Consider the following 14,669-nt stretch of genomic DNA (forward strand, 5'->3'; position numbering starts at 1 on the left):
TGTTATTCTTAAGATAATTTAGCTTTGATTAAAAAAAGCCTCTTAAAAATAAGAGACTTTTTTCTTATTTTATAGGATGAAGTTCATTTGCATAAAAGCTTACTGAATTCATACCTTCTTTGATAGCCCATTCATAAGCTTTTACTACAAATTCCCAGTTAATGTGTGCGTAGAATTTATCTAAATACACAGGGCGTGCATTACGGTGATCTACATAGTAAGCATGCTCCCACACATCAACTACTAAAAGTGGAACTTTACCTTCAGTGATAGGTGTAGCAGCATTGCTTGTAGCTACTAATTCTAATTTTTGATTTTGAGTGTTATAAACTAGCCAAAACCAACCAGAACCAAATACTCCTGTAGCTCCTTTGATGAATTCTTCTTTTAAATTTTCCATAGAACCAAAGTCTTTTTCAACCGCTGCTTTAAACTCATCACTTAAAGAACAGCCACAGCCACAGCATGTTTTTGGCTTAATGCAGTCAAAATAAAAGTCATGATTATACACTTGAGCAGCGTTGTTAAAAATTCCGCCATTTGAGTTTTGTATGATATAAACTAAATCTTTTCCTGCAAATTCAGTATCTTTGATAAGATTGTTTAGGTTGTTTACATAAGTTTGATGGTGTTTGCCATGATGAAATGCAAAAGTTTCTGCACTCAAAAAGTCTCCAAAAGCGTCTGCTTCATAAGGTAGTTTTCTTAATTCAAACATATTGTTCTCCTTTTTTAAATTTTATAGCATTCTAACATAGTTAAGTTAAAAAAGACTAAATGAGTCTTTATTTTTCAAAAAGTATTACTTTGCCTTGCTCTAAGCTTTTTGCTACATCAACAATGCGTTGGTTTTTACTACCTTTAAATTTTAAAGATAAGTCTTTTTGCTCTAAAATAAACTTCCCATCTATCAAAACATCAGCTAAGATAAGCAATTCTTTCATAGCTTGTTCTTGCAATAGCTCTTCATAAGTAAAACCTGTATATATAGTAAGATCAAGTCCTAAAGCCTTAATGTGCTTTGCCAGAATACTTAAATTTTTTGCTTGCATAAAAGGCTCCCCGCCACTAAAAGTAACACCTTGGAGCAAAGGATTTTTACACATATCATCATACAAACTTGCTAAATCTTGCAAATATCCTTTGTTAAAATCATGTGTTTGTGGATTATGACAACCTTTGCAATGATGAGGGCAGCCTTGAGTAAAAATCACATAACGCAAACCATAGCCATCGACTATGGATTCTTTTATGACACCTGCTAATCTAAGAAAGATCGTGTTTAATTCTTGCATGAACTTCAGCTTTTTTAGCGTCATTAAAACGATCAAGCGTTCCTACTAAATAGCCTGTGATTCTTCTTATGCGTTCAAATTTAATATCATCTTCTTTTCTATGACACTTTGGACAAAACTCATCTATCACACCACTATAACCACATACCGGATCTCTATCTAGTGGGAAATTAATCGAGCCATAGCCTATATTGCTTTCTTTCATACATTTTATAATGCGTTCAAAACTTTCTAAATTCTTACTCACATCGCCGTTTAATTCTACATAAGTAATATGCCCACCATTATTTAGCTCATGATATGGGGCTTCTATTTGAATTTTTTCATATATACTAATAGGAAAATCCACAGGAATATGAAAAGAATTAGTATAAAAATCTTTATCAGTTATGCCTTTTAAAATGCCGTATTTTTTTTGATCTAGCTTTAAAAACCTTCCACTTAAACCCTCAGCTGGGGTAGCTATGAGTGAAAAATTAAGCTTATCTTTGAGTGCTTTTTCATCGACAAATTCACGCATAAAACGCACGATTTGCAAACCTAAATCCCTTGCTTCTTGACTTTGTCCATGATGAGAACCTACTAAAGCTATTAAACTCTCACAAAGTCCTATATAACCTATAGCTAAAGTCCCGTGTGCTATGATTTTTTCTACGCTATCATTTTCTTTTAAAGAATCTGAATCTATCCAAATTCCCTCGCCCATTAAAAATGGGAAATTTTTAACCTTTTTTAGACTTTGAATTTTATATCTATGAAGTAATTGCTCATACACAAGCTCTAATTTTTCTTTTAAAAGTGAGTAAAAAAGCTCTAAATTTCCTTTAGCTTCTATGGCTAAACGCACAAGGTTTATACTCGTAAAGCTTAAATTTCCCCTGCCGCTTGTGATTTCTTTACTCTCATCATAAACATTTGCCATAACCCTAGTTCTACAACCCATATAAGCTACTTCGCTATTATAATCACCCTTTTTATAGTATTTTGCATTAAAGCTTGCATCTAAAAAGCTAAAATTTGGAAAAAGTCTTTTAGAAGCACATTCTATAGCGAGTTTAAAAAGCTTGTAGTTTGGATCTTTTTCATTATAATTAATACCTTCTTTTACTTTAAAAATTTGCACAGGAAAAATTGGTGTTTCACCATTTCCTAAGCCTTTCATCGTGGCTTTGAGTAAATTTTCTATTACCATTTGCCCTTCAAAAGAAGTATCGGTGCCATAATTTAGCGTGCTAAAAGGCACTTGAGCTCCTGCTCTTGAGTTCATAGTATTAAGATTATGCACCAAAGCTTCCATAGCTTGAAAAGTCGCATCTTGGGTTTGCCTTAATGCTCTTTTGTAAGCATAAGCATTTGCTTGTTTTAAAAAATTCTCATCACTATTTAAATCAAGCTTTAAAAGCTCTTTGAAACATTCTTTTTCATTTGAAGCTTGAAAATTAGCATTTTTAAAGCATTGCTCGTCTAGGTTTTGTTCTAATTTTATTTCAAAAAAAGCATTTATAGCCTTTTTATACTCTTTTTGAAAAGTCTTTGCCACACCCTTTGCCATAGCAAAATCAAAATTTGGTATAGATTGACCCCCATGCATTTCATTTTGATTAGCCTGCAAGGCAATGCAAGCTAAAGAAGCGTAGGATCTAATATCATTTGGCTCACGCAAACTTCCATGTCCAGTGCTAAAACCATTTTCAAAAAGCTTTAACAAGTCTATTTGACAACAAGTTTGTGTTAGCATATAAAAGTCTTTATCGTGTATATGTATATCGCCATTTTTATGTGCATTTGTGATATGTTTTGGTAAAATACACTCATCTACATAGTATTTTGCTCCTTCTGAACCATATTTTAACATCATACCCATAGCACTATCTGAGTTGATATTAGCATTTTCTCTTTTTAAATCAGCTTCTTTAGAATCTTTGAAAGTTAAATCATCATACAAATTTAGCAAATCATAGCTACCATTGCGGATTTGTGTTCTTTTTTGGCGGTATAATATATAAGATTTTGCAGTATTGATTAAAGCATTTTTTATTAAAACCTCTTCAACTTTATCTTGAATTTGTTCTACTTGTGCATGATTTTCATCAAGCAAAGCTACAACCTCATCACAAAGCCTACCTAATTCATCATTTTCTAATTTTTTATCAGTAGGGTTTATATTGGCTCTAAAAATAGCATTTTTAATTTTAAAAATATCAAATGCAACTTGACTTTTATCTCTTTTTGTAATAAATTTTATTTTCATGTAAATTTTCCTAAAAAATAATCTCTAGAAGCTAAAAAATAACGCTTTATGAAGATAAGTTTAGTACAAAAACTTGATGAAAAACTTAAAAAGATAAAAGAAAAATTCACACAAAAATTGTGTGAATTTTGTTTATTCTAACTCTATACCTTTTACTGCATAAAGTTTATCAATACCACGATTTCCAAACATTTTTTCAGTATTACAATCCTTTTGGATATTCCACTCATCTAATTCATGATGGAAATTTTTGCAATTGTGAAAAAGATATGCCATAGTAATTACATTTTGCACATCCCAATTTGCAACGCTATGCTCATATGCATGGCAGTTTTCAAAACAATGTGCCATTCTGGTAGTATTTGAAGTTTTCCAATGCAATAAAGAATGATTAAAATTAACACAATTAAAAAACATATAAGACATATCTTTAGCATTTGATACATCCCAATGTTCAATACCTAAAAAATCCAATCTTTTAGAATAATAAAATACATAAGAAAAATCATCAATCAAAGATACATCAATATCCCTTAGAGAAATTCTTTCATTATGCACCAAATTCATTAACTCATTTTTGCTTTTAGGTCTATACATTTTGTCCTCCTTTTTTGTATATTTTAAAAAACAAGTGTGAAGTCAATGTAAAAATTTACAAATTATTAACAATAACTTTCAATATATTAATAATAAGTATTTTAAAATAAACTTAATTTAAATAAGATAAAACAAATAAAAAATATTTAAATCGAACAATGTAACTTTTTGTAAAATATGACAATGATTATCAAAAAAAGCGGATATAAAATAGTAAGTGGTGACCCATACGAGACTCGAACTCGTGTTACCGCCGTGAAAGGGCGATGTCCTAACCGCTAGACGAATGGGCCATTTTGCAGTTTTAAGATGAAATTATAACAATTTTTACTTAATAATTATTTAAGGCATTAAAAAATACCTTAAATATCGATTTCTATCCCTACAGGAGCATGATCTGAGCCAAAAATATCATCTCTTATAAAAGCATTTTTAAGTTTATCTTTTAAGCCATTAGAAATGAAAAAATAATCAATCCTCCAGCCTACATTTCTTTCTCTTGCTTTCATTCTATAACTCCACCACGAATACTTTTCTTTAACATCGCCATTTATATGCCTAAAAGTATCTATAAAACCTAATTTTAATAAATCATCTATCCAAGCACGCTCAATCGGTAGAAAACCTGAAGTTTTTTCATTAGCTTTTGGGTGGGTTAAGTCTATCTCACGATGTGCGGTATTAACATCTCCACAGATGATAATTTCTTTACCTTCTTTTAAAAGTTTATCTAAATACACTAAAAAATTATTATAAAATTTCATTTTAAAATTCAAACGCTCTTCATCTTTTTGACCATTTGGAAAGTAAATATTAAACAAAACTACATTTTTAAAGCTATGCTCTAAAACTCTACCTTCATCATCATCAAAAAACTCACATTTTTTTACCTCACAATCAAAATTACACAAGCTCATTACGCCTGAATACCCTGCTCTTTTAGCACTATTTGAATACATATGTTTAAAAGGATACTCATAAATTCTTTTTGGAAATTTATCCTCGTGTGCTTTGATTTCTTGAAAACCTATAAAATCAATTTCTTCTTTTTCAATCCAATCAAGTGCATTTTTATCACAAATTGCCCTTAGGCCATTTACATTCCATGATAATAATTTCATAATTTAATCCTTAAACTTACAAAAAGCAAAATCATACCATAAAGATATTAAGTTAACCATTTTTATTTATAATTAAATCTTTAATTTTGAAAGGATTTCATGAAATTTTTTAATATATCGTGGCTTAAATTTATTATTTTGAGTGCTTTTTATATAACTAGTATCAATCTGAAATTGTTTTCTTATATTCACGAAAATTTACATCCTCATAATAATGATATTTCCATTATTTTATATATAATTATATATTTTGCACTATTAGTTGGAATTTTCGCTTTATTATTTTTGCCTTATCTTAGCAAGATTTTAATGATTTTTTTAATAGGTGTGAGTTCAATTAGTAGTTATTTTATGATCAATTATGGTGTTATTATAGATCATGATATGATTAGAAATGCTATGCAAACTGATCAAAAAGAAGTACGTGATCTGATTAATTTTAATATTTTTGTTTATATATTTTTTACTTTTGTGATTCCAGCATTTTTAGTTATAAAAACCAAAATAGAATATCACAATATCAAAAAACATTTAATCATCAAATTTAGTACTTTATTTGTTGCTTTATTTGTTGCTTTTGGATTGCTTGGAATTTTTTCAAAAAGTATTGTACCATTTTTAAGAACTTATAATGAAGTAAGAGTTTATAACACTCCTTTTTATCAAATTTATTCAGCAATTAAATATATAAAATTAGAAGTTATTCCAGAAAAAGAACTTCAAAAGATAGCTTTAGATGCGAAAATGGAAAAAGACTTAAACAAAACTATGATTTTAGTCATAGGGGAAACCGCTAGAGCAAATAACTATTCTTTGGGTGGTTATACCAAAAATGATACTAATTTTTACACCAAAAACGAACCTAATTTAATATATTTTGACAATGTAAGCTCTTGCGGGACAGCAACTGCTAGAAGTTTACCTTGTATATTTTCAAGACACAAAAGAGCTACTTTTGACAATAGTCTTTATGAAGAAAATGCTTTAGATATTTTACAAAGAGTTGGAGTTCAAAGTGTTTGGCTTGGAAATAATTCTGGAGGTTGCAAAGGAAACTGCGATCGTATAGCACATAAATTGATTTCAAAAGATTATGATGAGAGTTTACTTGAGCTTGTAAAAGAACAATTACAAAATCCATCTTCAAGTAAAATCATAGTCGTTCATTTGCAAGGTTCTCATGGACCAGCTTATTTTAAGCGCTATCCAAATGAGTTTAAAAAATTTACGCCAACTTGCGATACAAATGAATTACAACAATGCTCGCAAGAAGAATTAACTAATACCTATGACAATACTTTACTTTATACAGATTTTATCATCAAAAGTCTTATTGACTTATTAAAGCAAAGTCCTGCACAAAATGCCTCATTGTTGTATGTATCAGACCATGGAGAAAGTTTAGGAGAAAATGGAATTTACCTTCATGGAATGCCCTATTTCATAGCACCAAAAGAACAAACTCATGTTCCTATGATTCTTTGGAGCAAAGATAATAATTTAATCCAAGAATTACAAAAAAAGAAAGATTATAAATTATCTCAAGATAATATTTTTTCAAGTTTATTAGGATATTTTAATGTCCAAACTAAAGAATATGAAGAAAACTATGACTTATATAGTAAAAATTTAAAGGAAAATCCTTAATGAAGCCAAAGTATTCTTTATTTAAAAATGCAAGTTATGCCTTTAGTGGCATTAAATTCTTGCTTAAAGATGAAATGGCTTTTAGAATAGAATTTGCCATTATCTTACCTTTGATTTTTGTAAGCTTATTTTTACCTGTGAGTTTTTTAGAACATTTTGTGCTTATTTTAGTATTAGTTTTGATTTTAATTATAGAGGCATTAAATTCTGCCATAGAAGCTTGCGTGGATCTTTGTACGAGCGAATTTCACATCTTAGCTAAAAAAGCAAAAGATTGTGCGAGCGCTGGGGTGTTTTTTAGCGTTGTTTTGGCTATAATTACTTGGAGTTTTATTCTTTTTAATATGGCTAGAGAATGGATGATAAAGTAAAAACACTATGCATAAAAATCTTTGGTAAAAAACGCTTTGAAATTTTAGAATTTTTAGCCCTTCATGCTAATGAAGATGGCTTTGTCTTTGCAAATATCGAAGAACTTTCTAAAAAGTTAAACATCAGCAAACCAACCATCATTTCTACTTTTAAATTTTTAGAAGAAAAAGCTTTGCTTGAAAAGCTCAAAAACGGCTTATATAAACTCAAATAGGAGATAAAATGACGCTTAAAAACCCTTTGGATATGCATTTACATTTACGCGATGAAAGCATGCTTGAACTTGTAGCTCCATTTAGCGCAAAAGACTTTAAAGCGGGAGTTATCATGCCAAATTTAATCACTCCGCTTACTGAAATAAATACACTAAAAGCTTACAAAAAACGCATTTTAAAAGCATGTAAAAATGAAGATTTTACGCCTTTGATGACTTTATTTTTTAAAGACTATGATGAGAATTTTTTAGAAAAAGCTAAAGATGAAATTTTTGCTATCAAACTTTATCCTGCAGGCATAACTACAAATTCAGATAATGGAATTTCAAGCTTTGATATAGAAAAGTTAAAACCTACACTAAATGCTATGAGCGAGCTTGGCCTGCCTTTACTTGTACATGGAGAAACAAATGATTTTGTAATGGATAGAGAGGCAAATTTTGCTAAAATCTATGAAAAATTAACTAAAAATTTTCCAAAATTAAAAATTGTAATGGAACATATTACCACTAAGGTTTTGTGTGGTTTATTAAAAGATTATGAAAATTTATACGCAACTATCACTTTACATCATTTAATGATAACACTTGATGATGTAGTAGGTGCTAAGATGGATCCACATTTGTTTTGCAAGCCTATTGCAAAACGCTATGAAGACAAAGACGCTTTATGTGAGCTTGCTTTTAGCGGCTATGAAAAGGCTATGTTTGGAAGCGATAGCGCACCTCATCCATTGCACGCTAAAGAATGCTGCGGGTGTGCAGCTGGCGTATTTAGCGCACCGGTAATTTTACCTGTATTAGCTGAACTTTTTGAAAAACACTCAAATGAAACAAATTTACAAAAATTTATTTCAGATAATGCTTGTAAAATCTATAATCTTAAATTTGAAAAAGATAAAATCATCACTTTAGAAAAACAAGAATGGCAAGTAGCGCAAAAATACGGCGATGTGGTGCCATTTATGGCGGGAAAAACTTTAAATTTCAAGGTTATTTAGCCTTGAAATTTAATCAATAATCAAAAGTTTTATCTTAGCTTTTATAATCTCTTCTACCTCATCTTTTACAAAGCTTTCTAACTCTTGTTTGTTTGCATTAATGCCATTCATACTCAAATGCCATAAGGCATTTTCTATCGCACTATCCTTATCTCTTTTTACCACTCTAGTTTCATTAAAAATTTCATACTCATAAGGGATACTTTGTACATTTAAAAAACTTTGCAAATCCTCTTCATAAAAACCTTTAAAATGCGTGTTAAAATGCTCAAATATAGGATCTAAAAAGCTACTTTTGCGCCTACTCGCCCAGCCTAAATATACTTTTTTAGAAGCTAAGCTTAAAAAAGCTTTATAGTCTTTTTCATTTTGCAAAGCAGGAGACATGCTCAAAAAAGCTAAATCAAAATTTGTGTTATTGTTTTTATAAAAGTTTTCAAAGTCTAAATTTAGGGTTCTTACATTTGATATGGCATGGGTTTTTGCATCTTCTTGTAAAATTTCAAGCATAACACTAGAGCTATCTACACCCAAAACACTTTTTGCTTTTTGTGCTAAATGCAAAGTCCAAACACCGCTCCCACAGCCTATATCCACCATGATTTTGCCTTGTAAAGATCCAAGTTTTGCAAAAGTAACTTTTTGAATTTCGTTTAAGTTAGAACTATATCTTGCATAGCTTTTTGCTTTTTTATTCCATAAATTCATTATTCATTCTCACATTTTTGGCAAATTCCTTTAATCACAACACTTTTTATAATCCCTTTAATTTCAGGCATTTTTACATCACTAATCTCATGACATACATCGCATATAAAATGTGCTTTAGCATGATCTGCTAATTCATAAAAACTTTTGCGATCAAGTTGACTTTTATTAACAATACCCTTTTTTTCAAAAAGCTCCATATTTCTATAAAAGCTAGTTTTATTTGCTTTGAGATTAAATTGATCATAACTTAATGGGGTTTTAGCAAGAGATAAAATTTGCAAGATTTCCACTCGTAAAGTTGTCATAGAAATATCATGTTTTTTTAATAAATCAATAGCTTCCATAATTCTACCTTAGAAAATAAATGTATTTTACCACAAAAAAAGTTTTATAAATGCAACTTAATTTTTAAGTTGCAACTAAGTTGCATTATATATAATTACATAAATTTTAGATAATCAGGAGGAAATAATGTTAAAAATATTGTTATTGTTATTATCATGCGCACTTGCTTTTTCAAAACCTATTGTGAGTGTTAGCATACCACCTCAAGCATTTTTTGTAGAAAAGATTGCTAAAGATAGTGTTGAAATTAATATCTTGATTTCACCTAATTCTAATGAACATAATGTAGAATTTAAACCTATGATGATTAAAAATCTTGAAAAAAGCAAAATTTATTTTCTTGCCGATTTAGAACTTGAAAAAATCCTAGAAAACAAATTTAAAAACACACTCAAAAATGTCAAAATTGTTAATATTAATGATGGCATATCATTACTGGAAAATGATGAGACTGATGAACATGACCACGATGAACATGAGCATGGTAAAAACGATCCTCATACTTGGCTAGATCCTATTTTAGTAAAAATACAAGCACAAAATATCTATAAAGCTTTAAGTCAAACTTTTCCACAAAATAAAGACTTTTATGCAAAAAATTTAGAAAATTTTCTTAAAGAATTGGATGACTTAAATTCAGTAATCAAAACAAATTTACAAGATATCAAACACCGAGAATTTATAGTCTATCATCCTAGTTGGAATTATCTTGCAAAAAGATACAACCTCATCCAAATTCCTGTGGAAATTGATGGAAAAGAGCCAAAAATTCAAGATTTGCAAAAACTAATAAAAATAGCCAAAGAAAAAAACATAAAGGTTATTTTTGTCCAACCTGGTTTTAGTGAAAATTCGGCTAAAGTATTATCTAAAGAATTAAACGCAAAAATTGTTTTTATCGATCATTTGGCTAAAGATTGGGATAAAGAACTTTTAAAAACCATACAAGCATTAAAAATGGCTTTAGAATGAAAATCATTTTAATACTAGCTTTTATATGCTTTCAAAAAGTATTAAGCTGTGCTTTGTGTGCAGCTTATACTCCAACGGCAAATGTAAAATTAGACTTTAACGCAAGTGATGATAACATCAATAAAATTTATGTAACTTGGGAATTTTCGCAAGATTTTATAAAAATACTGCTTCAAAACTATGATATAAATTATAATAATACTTTAGACAAAGACGAACTTACTGATATTAAATATACTCTTTTAGATTATATAGAGCCAAGACAATTTTTAATGCAATTTCAATTTTACAATTTAGATGAAAAAATTTACATAGAAAAATTTTTAAATGCCAAATTAATCTTAGATAAAACGAAACTATTTTTCACTTTTGAAGTAAATCTTAACATCCCCATAAAAGAAAATAACACATTTAGCATAAGATTTGAAGATAAGGAAGGATTTTTTAGTTTTAAATTTATACCGCAAGATTTTATCACTTTGAATTCAAACTATTATCTAAGTGCAAATCCCAATTTAAATCTCATATTTTTACAAGCACAAAAAGGCAAAACACCAAATACAACCTTTGCAGAAATTCAAATCAAGCAAAGTCCAAATTTTATAGATGATTTTTTAAATAAATTGCAAATTTTTAACGAAAATATTTTATTGTATATCAAGCAACTTCTTCAACAAGAATTTAATATACAAACATTTTTAATATTATTAATCATATCTTTTGGATATGGCGTTTTTCATGCTAGTGCACCAGGTCATTCTAAAATGCTTACAAGTTCGTATTTTTTAACACACAAAAGCTCATTTTCTAAAATATTTTATTTTGTATTAAAAATAGGCATAGTGCATATAATGAGTGCATTTTTACTTGTAAGCATTGGTATAATTATCCTTGAGAAATTACTCAAAGATATCAATATGGCTGGATTTATTCTTACAAAATTTACAAGTTTACTTATAGTTTTTATAGCTCTTTTTATGCTAAGCAAAAAGATACTTCATAAAAACTCTTGCTCATGCTCTTGCCACTCACATAAAACAAGTGAATGGGTAGTCATACTAGGAGCTTCTTTGGTGCCTTGTCCTGGTGTTATATTACTTTTTATTTTTGCGTATAAATTCAACTTTTTTTATGCTTTAAGCTCTGCTGTGTTTGTGACATTGGGAATGTGTTTTGTATTATTTTTATTTGCTATAGGGGCAAATAAAATTCACCAAAATGTCAAAACTATAAAAATAAGAACCTTACTAGAGTATCTAGCTTTGATATTTATGATATCATTTGGATTATTTTTATTCATCAATACCAAAGAAGGTGTATTTTAGTGGAATTATTTCGAATATCTAATTTAAATTTTTCTTATAATGAAGAACTTGTGTTAAAAAATATCAATCTAAGCTATGATAATAATGATTTTTTATCTATCATAGGACCAAATGGTGGTGGAAAATCAACCCTTATAAAACTCATATTTGGACTTTTAAAAAGTAAAAATATAATTGAATTTAAAAATATAAATTTAAGTCAAATAGGCTATGTCCCACAAAACACTCTAACTAATACCAATTTTCCAACTAGAGTCTTAGAAGTCGTGCTTATGGGAAGGATAAATCATAAAACTTTTGGTTTTTACACCAAAAAAGACAAAGAGTTAGCTCTAGATGCTCTAAAAAAAGTATCTATGGAAGATTTTTGGGATAAAACTATCCATTCTTTAAGCGGCGGCCAAAGACAAAGAGTGCTCATAGCAAGAGCTTTAGTAGGAGAGTGTAAATTGCTTATATTAGATGAGCCTACAGCAAGTGTAGATACTAAAAATGCTATACAAATTTTTGAGCTTTTAAAACAACTTCATCAAAATGGCATAGGTATTATATGCATTAGTCACGACATTAACATAACTTTAGCATATAGTGATAAAATCGCATATTTAAACAAAGAAATTTTTATACACAAAAACATTAAAGATCCAAATAAAATCAACTATATAAAACACTTATACCAAAACCATTCTCATTTTTGCGATGTTGAAATGAGTTTAAATTCTTGCCTATGTAAGGAATGTAATGCTTGAAATTTTAAATTTTAACTTTTTTCAAAATGCTTTATTTTCTTGTGTGCTAGTAAGCATTGCATGTGGTTGTATAGGAAGTTTGGTAATGGTAAATAGGCTTATGTCTATGGCTGGTGGCATTACACATGGGGCATTTGGTGGCATTGGAGTAGCATTTTACTTTTCTTTACCCGTTTTACTTAGCACAAGTTTATTTACTTTGATTTTAGCTTTTATAGTGGCTTATTTAAGCAAACACTATCCAAACAGAAGCGATAGCATTATAGCTGTCATATGGGCGTTTGGTATGGCTATAGGAATCATACTTATAGACTTAAGCCCAAAATACAATAACGACTTAATGGCATATTTATTTGGCAATATATTAACCGTTTCTAATGAAGACATTTGGCTTATGCTTGGTGCAGATATCATTTTTATCATTATTTTATTATGCTTTTATAGACAATTTGAAATCATAAGCTTTGATAGCGAATTTGCTCAAACTAGAGGGATTAACACTAATTTATTTTATTATCTTTTGATTTTTATGATAAGCTTGTGCGTAGTTATTGGTATTAGACTTGTGGGATTAATTTTAGCCATGGCTTTATTAAGCATACCAAGCTTTATAGCAGAAGGTATTAGTAAAAAACTTGGTTGGATGATGATTTATTCAAGTATTTTGAGTTTATGTTTTTGCTTAAGTGGTTTGATGGTGAGTTATTATTTTAATATCTCAAGTGGTGCTAGTATCATTATGATCTCATGTGTTGCTTTTGCTATATTTTTAGGAATTAATGCTTTAAAAAACTTCCCTCGTTCTTAAAAAACTAGCAAATTTTGGTTTGCCATTTTTGGTTAAACCATTGTATTTAAAAGTAATTATAGCACCAACTGGCGGAGGGTTTAAACGATCACTTTCTTTAAAACCTGAGCCTATTTTAAAACTCACTTTTTTACCCTCAATCACTGCTTCACAAAGTAAAGATCCCAATTTACCTTCAAATTTTCCCTTACCTTCAAAATGCTTTTTTACAACACATTCTGTATCATCAAAAGGTTTTAGTTTAAAAGCATTATTTGATCTTTTCTTTTCATAAGGTGCGTTGTTTAATCTTATGATCACACCCTCGCCTTTATGCGAAATGATATCTTGGTAAAACTGCTTTAAATGATTTTTATCTTTAATGGAAATTTGTGGGATGATTTTTATATAATCATTTGAGTTTTTAGCCAAATACTTTTTCAAAACTTCTAATCTTGCTTCTAAGGTACAAGGATCAAGCTTAAATTCCTCACAAGCATTTGGCACATCAAAGACATTATAACTTACTTTTTGCCAAAGTTTTTCATCAGGATTTTCTTGGCGTATTAAAGATGAAATTTCTTCAAAAGAAGCTCTTTTTATCCAAAGTTCTCCATCTAATTCAAATTTAGGAAAATTTTTTGTGAAAAATAAAGGAAGTTTTATAGTATTTCCTGCTCTTGTTTGCATAGACTTACCATTCCAAAGACCTCTTATACCATCAAGTTTTTCACTCATGAGATAATGGCTTAAATTTACATCTTTAAATGCTTTTTCATCATAAACTTTAAAAAGCAAAATATCTTTAGCAAAAAGAGAATTTAAGAAGAAAGCAAAGAGAAAAACAAGGCTTATAAAAAGCCTTGCAGCAAGATTAAAGTGCTTTTTTAGCAGCATCTGCGATTTTGGCAAAAGCAGCTGCGTCATTCATCGCTAAATCAGCTAAGATTTTTCTATCAAGCTCAATGCCTGCTTTTTTAAGACCATTTATAAATCTTGAATAACTAATATCATTTAGTCTGCAAGCTGCATTGATACGTACTATCCAAAGACGACGGAAATCACGTTTTTTGCGGCGTCTATCACGATACGCATAAACCAAACTTCTTTCTAATTGTTCTTTAGCTTTTCTAAAGTGTTTGCGGCGACCACTATAAAAACCACGCGCAAGTTTTAAAACTTTTTTATGTCTGCGGCGTCTTACAACACCTGTTTTTACTCTTGCCATATTTATCCTTTCACAAATTGGCGTTCGTTAAACGAATCTTGCCCTTTAAAATAA

General features: G+C 29.5%; 17 protein-coding genes and 1 tRNA gene. 8 read left to right on the forward strand and 10 right to left on the reverse strand.

Annotation, left to right across the window (positions count from 1 at the left end; all coding sequences use genetic code 11):
• Nucleotides 1–64: 64 nt before the first annotated feature.
• The 6 genes from sodB to L8W56_RS01540 form a co-directional block, all read right to left on the reverse strand.
• Entirely contained in the window at nt 65–718 is a 654-nt protein-coding gene (sodB, locus tag L8W56_RS01515) for a superoxide dismutase [Fe] (RefSeq protein WP_263659185.1), read from the reverse strand.
• 67 nt (nt 719–785) lie between these two features.
• Nucleotides 786–1,295: an anaerobic ribonucleoside-triphosphate reductase activating protein gene (gene nrdG / locus L8W56_RS01520; protein WP_263659186.1), complete on the reverse strand. Its 510-nt coding sequence runs from the start codon at nt 1,293–1,295 to the stop codon at nt 786–788.
• The gene (locus tag L8W56_RS01525; protein ID WP_263659187.1) at nt 1,267–3,546 is read right to left on the reverse strand and encodes an anaerobic ribonucleoside triphosphate reductase; all 2,280 of its coding nucleotides are present in this window, start codon (nt 3,544–3,546) and stop codon (nt 1,267–1,269) included. The genes nrdG and L8W56_RS01525 overlap by 29 nt, the downstream gene beginning before the upstream one ends.
• A 132-nt stretch (nt 3,547–3,678) precedes the next feature.
• Complete coding sequence (locus L8W56_RS01530) at nt 3,679–4,143, reverse strand: BspA family leucine-rich repeat surface protein (protein WP_263659188.1); 465 nt, start codon at nt 4,141–4,143, stop codon at nt 3,679–3,681.
• A 218-nt stretch (nt 4,144–4,361) separates the two neighbouring features.
• Nucleotides 4,362–4,436 (reverse strand) — tRNA-Glu (locus tag L8W56_RS01535).
• A gap of 69 nt (nt 4,437–4,505) precedes the next feature.
• On the reverse strand, nt 4,506–5,264 hold the full coding sequence (locus L8W56_RS01540) for an exodeoxyribonuclease III (RefSeq protein ID WP_263659189.1): 759 nt from the start codon (nt 5,262–5,264) through the stop codon (nt 4,506–4,508).
• 99 nt (nt 5,265–5,363) lie between these two features.
• Here L8W56_RS01540 and L8W56_RS01545 point away from each other — a divergent pair, with 99 nt between their 5' ends.
• Genes L8W56_RS01545 through pyrC form a run of 4 tightly spaced genes read left to right on the forward strand, consistent with a single transcriptional unit; the run spans nt 5,364 to nt 8,498 of the window.
• Entirely contained in the window at nt 5,364–6,911 is a 1,548-nt protein-coding gene (locus tag L8W56_RS01545; RefSeq protein WP_263659190.1) for a phosphoethanolamine transferase, read from the forward strand.
• Nucleotides 6,911–7,282, forward strand: coding sequence for a diacylglycerol kinase (locus L8W56_RS01550; RefSeq protein ID WP_133319123.1), 372 nt, complete (start codon nt 6,911–6,913; stop codon nt 7,280–7,282). The genes L8W56_RS01545 and L8W56_RS01550 overlap by 1 nt, the downstream gene beginning before the upstream one ends.
• A complete protein-coding gene (locus tag L8W56_RS01555; RefSeq protein WP_012660796.1) occupies nt 7,267–7,497 on the forward strand; it encodes a helix-turn-helix domain-containing protein in 231 nt (76 codons plus the stop codon). The genes L8W56_RS01550 and L8W56_RS01555 overlap by 16 nt, the downstream gene beginning before the upstream one ends.
• 8 nt (nt 7,498–7,505) lie before the next feature.
• A complete protein-coding gene (pyrC, locus tag L8W56_RS01560; RefSeq protein ID WP_263659191.1) occupies nt 7,506–8,498 on the forward strand; it encodes a dihydroorotase in 993 nt (330 codons plus the stop codon).
• Between the two features lie 9 nt (nt 8,499–8,507).
• On the opposite strand, the gene L8W56_RS01565 is transcribed toward pyrC, so the two are convergent.
• Both L8W56_RS01565 and L8W56_RS01570 read right to left on the reverse strand, forming a co-directional pair.
• Nucleotides 8,508–9,206, reverse strand: a complete 699-nt coding sequence (locus L8W56_RS01565) for a class I SAM-dependent methyltransferase (RefSeq protein WP_263659192.1) — start codon at nt 9,204–9,206, stop codon at nt 8,508–8,510.
• Nucleotides 9,206–9,553 (reverse strand): Fur family transcriptional regulator, encoded by a 348-nt coding sequence (locus L8W56_RS01570; RefSeq protein ID WP_220566989.1) that lies wholly within the window; start codon nt 9,551–9,553, stop codon nt 9,206–9,208. Before L8W56_RS01570 ends, L8W56_RS01565 begins: the two co-directional genes overlap by 1 nt.
• A gap of 127 nt (nt 9,554–9,680) precedes the next feature.
• Between L8W56_RS01570 and L8W56_RS01575 the strand changes: the two genes are divergently transcribed.
• The 4 genes from L8W56_RS01575 to L8W56_RS01590 are packed head-to-tail and all read left to right on the forward strand — an operon-like array spanning nt 9,681 to nt 13,408.
• The gene (locus tag L8W56_RS01575) at nt 9,681–10,526 is read left to right on the forward strand and encodes a metal ABC transporter solute-binding protein, Zn/Mn family (RefSeq protein ID WP_263659193.1); all 846 of its coding nucleotides are present in this window, start codon (nt 9,681–9,683) and stop codon (nt 10,524–10,526) included.
• Complete coding sequence (locus tag L8W56_RS01580) at nt 10,523–11,851, forward strand: DUF1007 family protein (RefSeq protein WP_263659194.1); 1,329 nt, start codon at nt 10,523–10,525, stop codon at nt 11,849–11,851. The genes L8W56_RS01575 and L8W56_RS01580 overlap by 4 nt, the downstream gene beginning before the upstream one ends.
• Entirely contained in the window at nt 11,851–12,600 is a 750-nt protein-coding gene (locus tag L8W56_RS01585) for a metal ABC transporter ATP-binding protein (RefSeq protein WP_263659195.1), read from the forward strand. Before L8W56_RS01580 ends, L8W56_RS01585 begins: the two co-directional genes overlap by 1 nt.
• A complete protein-coding gene (locus L8W56_RS01590; protein ID WP_263659196.1) occupies nt 12,593–13,408 on the forward strand; it encodes a metal ABC transporter permease in 816 nt (271 codons plus the stop codon). Before L8W56_RS01585 ends, L8W56_RS01590 begins: the two co-directional genes overlap by 8 nt.
• Here the strand turns inward: L8W56_RS01590 and L8W56_RS01595 are convergent.
• Complete coding sequence (locus tag L8W56_RS01595; protein WP_263659197.1) at nt 13,385–14,284, reverse strand: DNA ligase; 900 nt, start codon at nt 14,282–14,284, stop codon at nt 13,385–13,387. The genes L8W56_RS01590 and L8W56_RS01595 overlap by 24 nt on opposite strands.
• Nucleotides 14,262–14,615 carry a 50S ribosomal protein L20 gene (rplT, locus tag L8W56_RS01600; protein WP_039617097.1) on the reverse strand — a complete coding sequence of 118 codons (354 nt, stop codon included), beginning with the start codon at nt 14,613–14,615 and terminating at the stop codon, nt 14,262–14,264. The genes L8W56_RS01595 and rplT overlap by 23 nt, the downstream gene beginning before the upstream one ends.
• Nucleotides 14,616–14,669 lie beyond the last annotated feature (54 nt).

Source organism: Campylobacter sp. IFREMER_LSEM_CL1085 (assembly GCF_025772235.1).
Taxonomy (GTDB): Bacteria; Campylobacterota; Campylobacteria; order Campylobacterales; family Campylobacteraceae; genus Campylobacter_D; species Campylobacter_D lari_D.

Excerpts from the sequence above, each read along its gene's own strand:
- L8W56_RS01540 (WP_263659189.1), bottom strand. The coding sequence starts at position 5,264 with ATGAAATTATTATCATGGAATGTAAATGGCCTAAGGGCAATTTGTGAT.
- pyrC (WP_263659191.1), top strand. The coding sequence starts at position 7,506 with ATGACGCTTAAAAACCCTTTGGATATGCATTTACATTTACGCGATGAA.
- L8W56_RS01530 (WP_263659188.1), bottom strand. The coding sequence starts at position 4,143 with ATGTATAGACCTAAAAGCAAAAATGAGTTAATGAATTTGGTGCATAAT.
- sodB (WP_263659185.1), bottom strand. The coding sequence starts at position 718 with ATGTTTGAATTAAGAAAACTACCTTATGAAGCAGACGCTTTTGGAGAC.
- L8W56_RS01565 (WP_263659192.1), bottom strand. The coding sequence starts at position 9,206 with ATGAATTTATGGAATAAAAAAGCAAAAAGCTATGCAAGATATAGTTCT.
- L8W56_RS01580 (WP_263659194.1), top strand. The coding sequence starts at position 10,523 with ATGAAAATCATTTTAATACTAGCTTTTATATGCTTTCAAAAAGTATTA.
- L8W56_RS01595 (WP_263659197.1), bottom strand. The coding sequence starts at position 14,284 with ATGCTGCTAAAAAAGCACTTTAATCTTGCTGCAAGGCTTTTTATAAGC.
- L8W56_RS01550 (WP_133319123.1), top strand. The coding sequence starts at position 6,911 with ATGAAGCCAAAGTATTCTTTATTTAAAAATGCAAGTTATGCCTTTAGT.
- nrdG (WP_263659186.1), bottom strand. The coding sequence starts at position 1,295 with ATGCAAGAATTAAACACGATCTTTCTTAGATTAGCAGGTGTCATAAAA.
- L8W56_RS01575 (WP_263659193.1), top strand. The coding sequence starts at position 9,681 with ATGTTAAAAATATTGTTATTGTTATTATCATGCGCACTTGCTTTTTCA.
- L8W56_RS01570 (WP_220566989.1), bottom strand. The coding sequence starts at position 9,553 with ATGGAAGCTATTGATTTATTAAAAAAACATGATATTTCTATGACAACT.
- L8W56_RS01590 (WP_263659196.1), top strand. The coding sequence starts at position 12,593 with ATGCTTGAAATTTTAAATTTTAACTTTTTTCAAAATGCTTTATTTTCT.
- L8W56_RS01525 (WP_263659187.1), bottom strand. The coding sequence starts at position 3,546 with ATGAAAATAAAATTTATTACAAAAAGAGATAAAAGTCAAGTTGCATTT.
- L8W56_RS01545 (WP_263659190.1), top strand. The coding sequence starts at position 5,364 with ATGAAATTTTTTAATATATCGTGGCTTAAATTTATTATTTTGAGTGCT.
- L8W56_RS01555 (WP_012660796.1), top strand. The coding sequence starts at position 7,267 with ATGGATGATAAAGTAAAAACACTATGCATAAAAATCTTTGGTAAAAAA.
- rplT (WP_039617097.1), bottom strand. The coding sequence starts at position 14,615 with ATGGCAAGAGTAAAAACAGGTGTTGTAAGACGCCGCAGACATAAAAAA.